Below are 12,547 nucleotides of genomic sequence, written 5' to 3'. Positions count from 1 at the left end.
CGCGCAAGTGGCAGTTTGCCGGCCTTCCGTTTCCGCTGCCGGGCTGGTACAGGCCACCAGATATGAGCACATTCACCATCCTGCTTGGCGGCGATCTCATCCGCACGCCCCGGCTCGACCGCCAGGTCGAAGGCTCACGCGTCATCGCCGCGGATGCCGGCATCGGCCATGCCCGGCTGCTCGGCCTTGTGCCCGAACTGTGGGTGGGCGATTTCGATTCGGTTCCCGCCGATCTCCCCGCCGACCTCGCCGCGGTGCCGCGCCAGACCTTCCCGGCGGAGAAGGACAAGACCGACGGCGAACTGGCGGTCGCCGCAGCCCTCGAGCGCGGCGCGACTCGTCTTGTGCTGGCGGGTGCCTTCGGCGGCAAGCGTGCCGACCACGCTTTCCTGCATCTGGCGCTCGGCTTGCGGCTGGCCGAGGCCGGAACGGATGTGCTGCTGACCAGCGGCGCCCAGGAAGGTATCCCCCTGCTGTTGGGAACGGCCGGCTTCGACTATGCCGACGGCACGCTGTTTTCGATCCTCGGTTTTTCCGAGCTTGCCGGCCTGACCGTCACCGGCGCGAAATGGCCGCTGAACCAGGTCGAGGTGGCCTTCGGTTCTTCACTGACCATCTCCAACGAGGTTCGGGGCCGCCTCGAGATCGCGCTCGGCCACGGCCGCGCACTGCTGCTCGCGCATCCCTATCCGCTACCCGAAAGCTGACATGGCCCCGCCCCTTCTCAATCTCGACGGGATAAAACTGACCTTCGGCGGCACGCCGCTGCTCGATGGCGCCGCCTTGACGGCTTCGGCCGGCGACAAGATTGCCCTGGTCGGTCGCAATGGATCCGGCAAGTCGACGCTGCTCAAGATCGCCGCCGGCCTGATCGAACCGCAGGACGGCGAGGTGTTCCGTCAGCCTTCGGCGACCGTCCGCTATCTGCCGCAAATGCCAGACATGGAAGGTTTCGCCACCGTGCGCGCCTATGTCGAGGCGGGGCTGGGGCCTGCCGACGATCCGTACCGCGCCAGCTATCTGATGGAGCATCTCGGTCTCACGGGCGAGGAGCGGCCGGGCGATCTCTCCGGCGGCGAGGCGAGGCGCGCCGCCCTGGCGCGCGTCATGGCGCCGGAGCCCGACATTCTGCTGCTTGATGAGCCGACCAACCATCTTGATCTGTCCGTCATCGAATGGCTCGAAGAGGAGCTCGTCCGCACCTCATCGGCGCTCATCGTCATCTCGCACGACCGCCGCTTTCTCGAGCGCGTGTCGCGCGCCACTGTCTGGCTCGACCGGGGCCAGACCCGCAGGCTGGACAAGGGTTTCGGCCATTTCGAGGAATGGCGCGACCTGGTTCTGGAAGAGGAAGAGCGCGAACAGCACAAGCTCGGCCGCCAGATCGTGCGCGAGGAACACTGGCTGCGCTACGGCGTGACGGCGCGGCGCAAGCGCAACATGCGCCGGTTGGGCGAGTTGCAGACCATGCGCCAGCGCTTCCGCGGCCATCGCGGCGCCGAAGGGACGGCGACCATGGTGGCGAGCGACGCCGCCGAATCCGGCAAGTTGGTGATCGAGGCGAAGAACATCGAGAAGAGCTTTGGCGACCTCACCGTGGTCAAAGGCTTCTCGACCCGCATCCAGCGTGGCGACCGCGTCGGTCTCGTCGGCCCGAACGGCGCCGGCAAGACGACGCTTTTGAAGATGCTGACCGGCGAATTGGCGCCGGACGCCGGTTCGATCAGGCTCGGCACCAATCTGGAAATCGCCACACTCGACCAGAAGCGCGAGGCGGTCGATCCGCAGGAGACGCTGGCGCAATACCTCACCGACGGGCGCGGCGAAAACCTCGTCATCAATGGCGAGCAGCGCCATGTCGTCTCCTACATGAAGGATTTCCTGTTCAAGCCGGAGCAGGCACGCACGCCGGTGCGCGAACTGTCCGGCGGCGAGCGGGCGCGGCTGATCCTGGCGCGCGTGCTGGCGCGGCCGGCGAACCTCCTGGTGCTCGATGAGCCGACCAACGATCTCGACATGGAGACGCTGGAGCTGCTGCAGGAACTGGTCGCCGGCTTTGCCGGCACCGTCATCCTGGTCAGCCACGACCGTGATTTCCTCGACCGCACGGTCACCAGCATCATCGCACCGGACGGCGACGGGCGCTGGATCGAATATGCCGGCGGCTATTCCGACATGCTGGCGCAGCGCGGCGGCACCAGGCTCGACGACCGCAAGGCGCGCGCCAAAGCTGAAGCCGGCGACGCACAGTCGCCAGGCAAGAGCGAACCGGCAGCCCCGAAAGGGCCTGCGAAGAAACTGTCGTTCAAGCAGAAATTCGCCCTGGAATCGCTCCCCAAGAAGATCGAGGCGGTGACCGCGTCGATCTCGCGGCTGGAGAACAACATCGCCGACCCGGCCTATTACGAGCGCGATCCGGCCTCGTTCCAGAAGACCATCGCCGCCCTCGACAAGGAGCGCGCCACGCTGGCCGCGCTCGAGGAAGAGTGGCTGGAACTGGAGATGCTGCGCGAGGAGATGGAAGGGTGACGAGCATTCGGCCGTAGGCCGATCAATCGACAACGATTTGTCGATTGAAGCGACGAACCGCCCGCAGCCATAGCGGAGGGCCGGGCGCTCCCACCCGCAACCCAGGTCGCTCGATTATTGCCTCCATACGAGAATGCGCATACATTATGCGCATATTGCGGAGGCTATTATGCGTAAGATTGCCTTGAATGCGATCCGTCAGCCAGCCAATCTGTCGATCGATTCGAACCTCATGAGGGAAGCCAAGGGGCTGGACGTGAATGTCTCACGCGCCGCGGAAGCTGGCATCGCGGAGGCGGTGGCGGCTGAAAAAACGCGGCTGTGGAAGCTTGAGAACCGCGCCACGATGGACGCCTGGAACGACTACGTCGAAAAGAACGGCATCCCCTTGGAAGAGCACCGGCAGTTCTGATGCCCCGCTATGATGTCTTCGCCGGTCGGATCGAAGGCAACTATCTGCTCGACGTTCAATCCGACCTGCTCGACAATTTCAAGACCCGAGTAGTCGTCCCTCTGCTGCCGGTCGCGACGGTGCCGCCACCGATGCGAAAGCTTCATCCGATCTTCGAGATCAACGGCCGAAAGCTGGTCATGGCGACACACCTGATTGCCACCGTCCCAGTGAGTGAATTGGGGGAAAGTCGCCTGAACCTGACAAAGCACCACGACGACATCGTCGCCGCGCTCGACATGCTGTTCCAGGGCTTCTGAACGAAGGCGACAGCCGAGCGAAACGCCCGTCGTCAGCCCGCTGTCTTCGCCTGCCAGGCCTTGATCGCCTCGTCGAAGACCTTCTCGCCCGGAATGCCTTTTTCCATGGTCAGCAGCGCCCGCCGTCCGGTCTTGTAGACCACCGGCACATCGATCCAGTCCTGGCCGCGCAGCAAGGTCATGTTGGCGTCCTCGTCGGCCTTGGTGTCGTTGAGCGCAACGAGGAAGAAGCCGTCGGCGATCTTGGCCGGAATTCCGATCAGCGGGCTGCCGGCATCCTGCTCCGAACTCTTCATGGCGACGCGCAATATGTTGTCGACACCACCGCCCTCGAAACCGTCGGGCGTCAGGAAGATCATCTCGATGATATGGCTGGCCGGCAGCGTCTGGTCGGTGTTGCGGCGGATGGTCATGCGCAGCTGGATGTCCTTGCCGGGAATGGTCGCCTCGGCGCGGATCGCCGGCTCGGGCGGCAGGTCGCCGCCGGGCGATTCCTGCACCAGCGACCACACGATGCTGCCGGGCTCGGCCGAACCCTGCGCCGTGCTGGTGCGCTCCTCATAGAAGATCGCCTTCTGGCCGACCGGCACCGAGCTTGCCGTCGCTGGAGCGGCGGCCGCCGGTGCTGCGGGCGCAGCGCCTGTAGGTGCTGCCGGCGGCGTGGCGGCAGCATCGGCCGGCGCCGCCGGTGCGGTTCCGTTGGCAGGCGGGGTTGCGGCGGGGGCGGTGCCTGCCGCAGGCGCAGGTGCGGCTGCGGCTGGTGCCGCCGCGGCGGGCGCGGCTGCAGCCGGTGGCGGCGCGGCCGGCGCATTCGTCGCCGATGGCGGCGTGGTCAGCGCGGCGACGGATTCCCCCTCGCCTATGCCGGTTTGTCCACTGGCCGGGCCGGGGTCGGTTTCGCCGCCTTCAGGCGTCAGCCGCTGCGTGAATTTCGTCGCTTCGGCGCCCGCTGCAGGTGCCGGCGGCGTCGCCGCCGCGTCGGTCGCCGGCTTGGCCGGTGCCGGTTTCACCGGTTCGGTCTTGGCAACAACCTTGCTGCCGCCCAGGCCCAGCATCTTGCCGAAAGCATCCTTGTTCAGCCAGATGCCATAACCGCCGCCGGCAACGACCAGCAAGGCGACAACGGCGGCGATCAGCCCGCCATAACTGCGCTTGCGCTCGGCCGGACGCAGGCGCTGGAACGTATCGGCCGCCGCCGGCTCGTCGTCGTTCGGGAAGACATCGGCGCGGTCATCGTCCTGCTCCGCATCCATGCCCGGCAAGGCATGGTCGGCGAGGTCGGGGGCTACTGGTTGCACCGGCGCGGGCTTCTGCCAGCTCGGCTCGGTCTTGGCGGCAGGCGGCGGCGCGGGACGGCTAGGCTCGGGCTTCGCGGCTGGCGGTGCCGGCCACGCCGGCTCCGCCTTCACCGGCTGGCGCGTGTGGCTCGGCTGGTTCTTGTTGCGGTCGATCGAGGAAAAGATGTGTTCCAGCTCGGCAAGCGGATCCGTTTCCGGCACGCTCTTGGCATAGTCGCGCTCGACGCTGGCAATGGCGTCTTCCAGCGAGCGCTTCTGCTTGGCTATGACCTCGGCGGCCAGCGGCGGCGAATATTCCGCGAGCTTCTTTGCCAGCGCGGAACGGGCACCATCGTAGGTCCGTGTGCGCGTTTCGGGCGTCGGCTCGCCGTATTTGTCGAGCGCCTTTTTCAGAACAGCAACGAAATCTGCCATGCTTCAGTCGACCTGTATTTTGCTTCCGCGCCGGCCCCCGCAAATCAGCCGCTATGCCCGGAAAGGCTTCAGAAACTAGTCTTGAAACGGATCGGTCACAAGTATCGTGTCGTCCCGTTCCGGGCTGGTGGAGAGGAGGGCTACCGGCGCGCCGATCAACTCCTCTATGTACCGGACATATTTGACGGCCTGGGCCGGAAGATCGTTCCAGCTGCGCGCGCCGGCAGTGGTGCCTTTCCACCCTTCCAGCGTCTCGTAGACCGGTTCGACACGGGCCTGCGCGCCCTGGCTCGCCGGCAAATAGTCGATCATCTCGCCGTCGAGGCGATAGCCGGTGCAGACCTTGATCTCGTCCAGCCCGTCGAGCACGTCGAGCTTGGTCAGCGCGATGCCCTTGATGCCGTTGACGGCGACGGCCTGGCGCACCAGCACCGCGTCGAACCAGCCACAGCGGCGCTTGCGCCCGGTGACGACGCCGAATTCATGGCCGCGCGTGCCGAGGAATTCGCCGATCTCGTTCTTCTGTTCGGTCGGGAACGGACCTTCGCCGACGCGCGTCGTGTAGGCCTTGGTGATCCCAAGGACATAACCGATGGCGCCCGGACCGACGCCCGAGCCGGCGGCGGCCTGGCCGGCCACCGTGTTGGACGAGGTGACGAACGGATAGGTGCCGTGATCGATATCGAGCAGCGTGCCTTGCGCCCCCTCGAACAGGATGCGCTCGCCGGCGCGGCGCTTGTCGTCGAGGATCTTCCAGACACGGTCCATATAGGGCAGGATCTCATCCGCGACCGAGGTCAATTCCGCCATGATCGCGTCATGCGTGACTTCGCCATGGCCAAGCCCGCGGCGCAGCGCATTGTGGTGCGTCAGCAGCCTGTCGACCTTCAGGGGAAGCGTTTCCAAATCCGCCAGATCCATCACCCGCACCGCGCGCCGACCCACCTTGTCCTCATAGGCGGGACCAATGCCCCGGCGGGTCGTGCCGATCTTCGTCCCGGAATTTGAGGCGGCGTCCTCACGGAATCCGTCCAGCTCCCGGTGCAACGACAGGATAAGCGCTGTGTTTTCGGCTATTTTCAGGCGATCCGGCGTCACGTCGACACCCTGCGCCTTGAGCTTCGCCACTTCCGCCACGAAAGCATGCGGATCGAAGACGACGCCATTGCCGATGATGGACAGCTTGCCCTGCCGCACGACGCCGGACGGCAACAGCGACAGCTTGTAGACCTTGCCGTCGACGACCAGCGTGTGGCCGGCATTATGGCCACCCTGGAAACGCACCACGACATCGGCACGCTCCGACAGCCAGTCGACGATCTTGCCCTTGCCTTCGTCGCCCCATTGCGAGCCGACGACCACCACATTGGCCATGTTTCTTTTCCCTTGAGACGCCGCCGAGCGGCTTGGATATGGTTCGAAACGACAGGCCTCTATAGCGTCAAGACCTCGCGAGTGCGACCTTTCTTTGCCGCCGAAAATGCCCTGAGGCACAACAATTTTCGGCTTTGACATCATTTACTTGGACAGGCGGTGGCAATAGGCCGGCAAACACCGTAGCGCATCCGCCGCGGCCGGAATCCCGCGATGCATCGACACGCCTACTTATTCCTGCTGCTCACCACCTTGCTGTGGGGCGGCAATTCGGTGGCCGGCAAGCTCGCGGTCGATCATGTCTCGCCGATGATGCTGGTCTTCCTGCGCTGGATGCTGGCGGTGGCGATCCTGCTGCCGATCGGCTGGCGCACGATCCAGGAGGACTGGCCGGTGGTGCGCAGGCACCGGCTCATCCTGGCGGCACTCGGCGCCAGTGGCTTCACGCTGTTCAACACCATCTTCTACACGGCGCTCAACTACACGACCGCCATCAACGTCTCGATCGAACAGGCGGCGATGCCGATCCTAATCATCGTTGCCAATTTCATCTTCTTCCGGCTGCGCGTGAACTGGGCGCAGATCGCAGGCGTCGTGCTGACCATTGCCGGCGTCATCCTGACCGCTTGCCACGGCGACCCGCGCCGGCTGCTGACGCTGGAGCTCAATTTCGGCGACGCCATCATGCTGGTGGCGGTCGTCCTCTACAGCGGCTATTCGGTCGGGCTGCGGCTGAAGCCTGCGATGCGCTGGCAGAGCCTGATGCTGGCCATGTCGATCGCCGCGCTCATCACCTCGCTGCCCTTCTTGCTGTGGGAGGTCGCTGCCGGCAAGGTCATCGTGCCCGACGCGCGCGGCTGGACGGTCATCGTCTACACTGCGATCGGCGCCTCGGTCATCTCGCAGATAACTTACATCAGGGGCAACGAACTGATCGGCGCCAACCGCGCCGGCCTGTTCATCAATCTGGTGCCGATCTTCGGCACGCTGCTTTCGGTGCTGATCGTCGGCGAGACGTTCCAGCTCTATCAGGCACTGGCGCTTGTGCTCGTGCTGGGCGGCATCGGTCTCGCCGAATACAGCGGGCGCAAGATGGCGATGACCCCGCCGTCAAGGCGCGCTGAGCAGCAAGAAGGCGCGACATAGGCCGCGCCTTCCGATCTTGGCAAAAAGCCGGATCAGATCCCGCCCACGTCGAACTGCAGCCGTTTGGCCGAGTCGATCGACTTGTGCGCCCGCACCTGCTCCAGCACTTTTTCCGGGAACGGCGCGTCGAGATAGAGCAGCGCGATGGCGTCGCCGCCCGGCCGGTTGCGGCCAAGCTGGAAGTTGGCGATGTTGACGCCGTTCTCGCCGCACACCGTGCCGAGCAGGCCGATGATGCCGGGAGCATCGGCATTGGTGGTGTAGAGCATGTGCTGTCCGACCTCGGCGTCGAGGTTGATGCCCTTGATCTGGATGAAGCGCGGCTTGCCGTCCGAGAAGCAGGTGCCGGCGATCGACCGCGTCATGTGCTCGGTCTTGACCGTCAGCTTGATGTAGCCGTCGAACACGCCCGACTTGTCGCGCTTGACCTCGGCGACGATGATGCCCCGCTCTTTCACCATGATCGGCGCTGACACCATATTGACGTCGGCGACCTGCGGCCTGATCAGCCCGGCAAGGGTGGCACTGATCAGCGCGCGCGTGTTCATCGTCGCCGTCGAGCCGTCGAACAGGATCTCGACCTCCTTGATCGGATCCTCGGTGACCTGGCCGACAAAGGCGCCGAGCACTTCGGCGAGCTTGACGAAGGGCTTCAGCCGCGGCGCTTCTTCCGCCGTGATCGACGGCATGTTGATGGCGTTGGAGACCGCACCCTTGATCAGATAGTCGGCCATCTGCTCGGCGACCTGCAGCGCGACATTCTCCTGCGCTTCCGCCGTCGAGGCGCCGAGATGCGGTGTCGCCACCACGTTTTCCATGCCGAACAGCGCGTTCTGTTCGGCCGGTTCGACCTCGAACACGTCGATGCCGGCACCCGCCACCTTGCCGCTCTTCAGCGCCGCGATCAGATCGGCCTCGACGACCAGCCCGCCGCGCGCGCAATTGATGATGCGCACGCCGTTCTTCATCTTGGCGATTGCCGCGGCATCGATGATGTTGCGCGTCTTGTCGGTCAGCGGCGTGTGCAGCGTGATGAAGTCCGCGCGCGAGAACAGCTCGTCGAGCTCGACCTTGTCGACGCCGAGCTCCTCGGCACGCTTGTCCGACAGGAACGGGTCGAAGGCGACGACATGCATCTTCAGGCCGACGCCGCGCGTCGCCACGATCGAACCGATATTGCCGCAGCCGATGACGCCCAGCGTCTTGCCGGTGATCTCGACCCCCATGAAGCGGTTCTTCTCCCACTTGCCGGCATGGGTCGAGGCGTTGGCCTCCGGGATCTGTCGCGCCAGCGCGAAGATCATCGCGACCGCATGTTCGGCCGTCGTGATCGAATTGCCGAAGGGCGTGTTCATCACGATGATACCCTTGCGACTCGCCGCCGGTATATCGACATTGTCGACGCCGATGCCGGCGCGGCCGATGACCTTGAGGTTCGGGGCGGCGTTGATCAGCTTCTCGGTGACCTTGGTCGCCGAGCGGATGGCGAGGCCGTCATACTGGCCGATCACTTCGAGCAGCTTTTCCTTGTCCTTGCCGAGGTCGGGCAGATAGTCGACCTCGACGCCGCGATCCTTGAAGATCTGCACGGCGGTGGGAGAAAGTTTGTCAGAGACGAGAACGCGGGGCGCCATGGCGGCCTCCTTGAAATGGGGATTGATCCGGGAATGGGCGGCCCGCAGGCCGCCACGGAAAGTCTCAGGCCGCCGCCTTCAGCGACGCCTTCTGCGCGGCGAAGGCCCAGTCGAGCCAGGGCAGCAGCGCTTCGAGATCTGATGTCTCGACCGTCGCGCCGCACCAGATGCGCAGGCCGGGGGGCGCGTCGCGATAGGAACCGATGTCATAGGCGACGCCTTCCTTGTCGAGCGCCGAGACCAGCCCCTTGGCGAAAGCCGCCTGCCCGTCGGCATCGAGCGCCGCCACATCGGGATCGGTGAAGGACAAGCAGACGGACGTGTTCGACCGCGTCGCCGGATCGACTGCGAGATGGCCGAGCCATGACGACTTGTCGACAAAACCGTCGAGCACGGCGGCATTGGCATCCGCTCTGGCAATCAACGCATCGAGGCCGCCGGCCGACTTCGCCCATTGGAGCGCGTCGAGATAGTCCTCGACGCACAGCATCGACGGCGTGTTGATGGTCTCGCCCTTGAAGATGCCTTCGATCAGCTTGCCGCCCGAGGTCAGGCGGAAGATTTTCGGCAGCGGCCATGCAGGTTTGTAGCTCTCCAGCCGCGCGACAGCGCGGGGCGACAGGATCAGCATGCCGTGTGCGCCCTCGCCGCCAAGCACCTTCTGCCAGGAGAAGGTGACGACATCGAGCTTTTCGAAATCGAGCCTCTGCGCAAACGCCGCCGAAGTGGCATCGCAGATGGTCAGGCCGCCGCGCGCGGCAGGAATGAAATCGCCGTTCGGCACGCGCACGCCCGATGTGGTGCCGTTCCAGGTGAAGACCACGTCACGGTCGAAATCGATCTTGGCCAGATCCGGCAGGTCGCCATAGCCGGCCTCGAGCTTACGCACGTCTGGCAGCTTCAACTGCTTGACCACATCGGTGACCCAGCCGGAGCCGAAGCTTTCCCAGGCGACCATGTCGACGCCGCGCTCGCCGAGCAGCGACCACAGCGCCATCTCGACAGCACCTGTGTCCGACGCCGGCACGATGCCGATGCGGTAGTCGGCGGGAACCTGAAGGATTTCGCGCGTCAGCTCGATCGCCTGTTCGAGCTTGGTCTTGCCGATCTTGGCGCGATGGGAACGGCCGAGCGCGGCATTTTTGAGCGCCTCGACCGACCAGCCGGGACGTTTTGCGCAGGGACCTGAGGAGAAATTGGGGTTTGCCGGACGGAGTCCGGGCTTCGTATGCGTCGTCATCGTGGTCTATCCTTCCAGATAGTGGCCCCTCGTTGGGGAGGGGTGGCCCACGGACGGCGATATGCGTTCAGGCTTCGGGCGTCAAGAGGAAAGTTTTTGTCGCTGCCGGGATACCGGCGAATCCGTGATCAGGATCGCGTGATTTCAAACGCAAACGGCGGACCTCAGGGATCCGCCGCCAAAATGCTGATCTATCCCGGGCCTACCAGAGATCGTAGCGCAGCCCGACCTTGACCTGGTGATTGCTGATTCCCTTCTTGACCGGAAAGGAGGTCAGGCTCTCGGCCGTCACATACTCCGCGCTCGGGGCGGAAAAATACTGATAGCCGAGATCGACGGAAACATTCTTCGTCACCTGGTAGGCAAGGCCCGCATTCAGCGTATAGGCGAGGGAATATTTTGTCGCATTGTCCTGCACGCTGAAACTGTTGGCGGGGACATTGTTGTCCGTGTAACTCGCCGAAAGCTTGTGCGTGCTACGGACAAAACCGATGCCGGCGCCAACATAAGGCGTGATTCCGACATATGTGCCGAGATCGACATAGCCATTGAGTATCCCTGAGAAGGCATAGTTCTTCAGGGATCCCGATCCCTGGGTCGGAAATGTCGGCAGTGCGACGACGGCTGAATCGTCATAGCTGAAGTTGGCGTTGTTACCCGGCAAATAGCCGAAGTTGAGATCGGCGCGGAGATAATCGTTGAAATGATATCCGAAGCCGACGCTCGCGAAGACCGCGTTCTCGCTCTCGCTAAAGCTTTCATCGTTGATCGTTGACGGGAAGGTGAAATCCCCATTTTTGAAGCTCTTCTGCACCAGATAGGAGACGTCGCCGCGCAGATACCAGCCGGAGCCGACCTCGACCGGCACATAGTCGGGCGCCTGATCGGCGTAGATCGGCGGATCGTAATCGGCGGCGAATGCCGGTGTCAGCGGCAAGAGGCCGAGTCCGGCAAGCGCCAGCACAATACGCGATGTGAGTGTCATGGTCCCGACTCCCGGATTTGGCGACATCTGCAATCAACACGGCAGCCATCGTTTCAGGAAGCATTGTTAACCATAGTGGTTAAGTCACGGTTAAGGCTAACAGAGCGTTAGCGAATTCATTTCAGCTAATGCATGTCGCTCCAAATTGACCTTGCTCCCAGACACTTCATTGGCGACAGCACAAACGAAAACCGCCCGGTCAAGCCGGGCGGTTCGCGTCTATTCGAGGCAGTAAAGTTCTTACTTGGTGTAGATCGGCTCAGGTTCGGGCTGGTAGGCCACCACCGGTGCCGCGCACCCATTGTTGCCGCCGAACTGATAGCGCAGGCCGCCGCGCACCTCGTGGGTGTTGATGCCACGGTCGAAGCCCGGGCCGGAGCTGGTCACATCCCATTCGAACATGCGGCCGCCCTGGATATGGGAGAAGCGATAGCCCGCATCGAGGATGATCTTGTCGGTCAGGCAGTAGGAAGCGCCGGCCATGAGCGCGTAAGCGAAGCGCCAGTTGGATGCTCCCGGATTGCGCTCGGTAGCGCCCGGGGTCGGGTCATAGACGGTATCCCATTTGACATGCGCGCCGCCGATGCCGGCGCCGACATAAGGCGTGATGCCGTGCCAGGTGCCGATATCGACATAGGCATTGGCGAGCAGCAGGAAGGCGCTCATCTTCGACGCTTCGACCGAAGTCGAAACGAGATCCGAGGTACCGCCGTTGAAGTTCGACTTGAACCAGTAGTCGGCGGTCACGTCAGTGCGGAAGTGATCGTTGATCTTGTAGCCGACGCCGCCGCCGAGCGAGAAGCCGCCCTTGAGCTTGCCGTAGTCGAAGCTCTTGCCGCCGGGCGTGACCGAACAGTTACAGGGATCGACTGTGTAGGTCATGTAGTCGATGCCGCTCACGTACGACTTGTGGTAATCGAGGTCGCCACGGATGTACCAGCCACCGACATCGACCGGCTGCTCATAGACCGGCGGCGGTGCCTCTTCGACCTGCGGCTCGGGCAGGTCGGCTGCAAACACTGGCCAGGCCAGGCCCGCGAACAGCAGCGCGAACAGGGCCTTTCTTGCTGTATTGAACATGCTTGTCACCCCTAGGAACCCTCGGAACGCGATCGCGTCCGAATGAGATTGGCTTTCAAGCGTGGATAATGAATTGGAAAAGTTAAAAGGCGTTTAACCCTGTCGATTAACCACGAATCTCTAAAATTCGAAGGAT

The 12,547-nt window shown here is 63.8% G+C and carries 11 protein-coding genes; 5 read left to right on the top strand and 6 right to left on the bottom strand.

Annotated features, from left to right (window positions below; genetic code table 11):
- The first annotated feature begins 62 nt into the window (after window positions 1-62).
- The 4 genes from JN279_RS07085 (at window position 63) to JN279_RS07070 (ending at window position 3,240) form a co-directional block, all read left to right on the top strand.
- Window positions 63-707 carry a thiamine diphosphokinase gene (locus tag JN279_RS07085; protein WP_096451164.1) on the top strand — a complete coding sequence of 215 codons (645 nt, stop codon included), beginning with the start codon at window positions 63-65 and terminating at the stop codon, window positions 705-707.
- Between the two features lies 1 nt (window position 708).
- Window positions 709-2,529 (top strand): ABC-F family ATP-binding cassette domain-containing protein, encoded by a 1,821-nt coding sequence (locus JN279_RS07080; RefSeq protein WP_096451166.1) that lies wholly within the window; start codon window positions 709-711, stop codon window positions 2,527-2,529.
- 169 nt (window positions 2,530-2,698) lie between these two features.
- Complete coding sequence (locus JN279_RS07075; RefSeq protein WP_096451168.1) at window positions 2,699-2,941, top strand: type II toxin-antitoxin system CcdA family antitoxin; 243 nt, start codon at window positions 2,699-2,701, stop codon at window positions 2,939-2,941.
- The gene (locus JN279_RS07070) at window positions 2,941-3,240 is read left to right on the top strand and encodes a CcdB family protein (RefSeq protein WP_096451170.1); all 300 of its coding nucleotides are present in this window, start codon (window positions 2,941-2,943) and stop codon (window positions 3,238-3,240) included. The genes JN279_RS07075 and JN279_RS07070 overlap by 1 nt, the downstream gene beginning before the upstream one ends.
- Before the next feature lie 32 nt (window positions 3,241-3,272).
- Here the strand turns inward: JN279_RS07070 and JN279_RS07065 are convergent, their stop codons facing one another.
- Window positions 3,273-4,952 carry a hypothetical protein gene (locus JN279_RS07065; protein ID WP_096451172.1) on the bottom strand — a complete coding sequence of 560 codons (1,680 nt, stop codon included), beginning with the start codon at window positions 4,950-4,952 and terminating at the stop codon, window positions 3,273-3,275.
- A gap of 75 nt (window positions 4,953-5,027) precedes the next feature.
- Window positions 5,028-6,326, bottom strand: coding sequence for an adenylosuccinate synthase (locus tag JN279_RS07060; RefSeq protein ID WP_096451174.1), 1,299 nt, complete (start codon window positions 6,324-6,326; stop codon window positions 5,028-5,030).
- A 213-nt stretch (window positions 6,327-6,539) separates the two neighbouring features.
- Between JN279_RS07060 and JN279_RS07055 the strand changes: the two genes are divergently transcribed.
- The gene (locus tag JN279_RS07055; RefSeq protein ID WP_202352390.1) at window positions 6,540-7,472 is read left to right on the top strand and encodes a DMT family transporter; all 933 of its coding nucleotides are present in this window, start codon (window positions 6,540-6,542) and stop codon (window positions 7,470-7,472) included.
- A gap of 32 nt (window positions 7,473-7,504) precedes the next feature.
- Here JN279_RS07055 and serA read toward each other — a convergent pair whose 3' ends face one another.
- From serA to JN279_RS07035, 4 genes are all read right to left on the bottom strand, one after another.
- Window positions 7,505-9,106: a phosphoglycerate dehydrogenase gene (serA, locus tag JN279_RS07050; protein WP_202352389.1), complete on the bottom strand. Its 1,602-nt coding sequence runs from the start codon at window positions 9,104-9,106 to the stop codon at window positions 7,505-7,507.
- Between the two features lie 64 nt (window positions 9,107-9,170).
- Window positions 9,171-10,346 carry a phosphoserine transaminase gene (locus tag JN279_RS07045; protein WP_096451180.1) on the bottom strand — a complete coding sequence of 392 codons (1,176 nt, stop codon included), beginning with the start codon at window positions 10,344-10,346 and terminating at the stop codon, window positions 9,171-9,173.
- A 202-nt stretch (window positions 10,347-10,548) separates the two neighbouring features.
- Window positions 10,549-11,331: an outer membrane protein gene (locus JN279_RS07040; RefSeq protein ID WP_096458068.1), complete on the bottom strand. Its 783-nt coding sequence runs from the start codon at window positions 11,329-11,331 to the stop codon at window positions 10,549-10,551.
- 240 nt (window positions 11,332-11,571) lie between these two features.
- Window positions 11,572-12,411, bottom strand: a complete 840-nt coding sequence (locus JN279_RS07035) for an outer membrane protein (protein ID WP_096451182.1) — start codon at window positions 12,409-12,411, stop codon at window positions 11,572-11,574.
- Window positions 12,412-12,547 lie beyond the last annotated feature (136 nt).

The organism is Mesorhizobium sp. 113-1-2, assembly GCF_016756475.1.
Lineage (GTDB): Bacteria > Pseudomonadota > Alphaproteobacteria > Rhizobiales > Rhizobiaceae > Mesorhizobium > Mesorhizobium loti_C.
The sequence above is the reverse complement of the archived record's forward strand: the minus strand, read 5'-3'. Positions and strand labels throughout refer to the sequence as shown.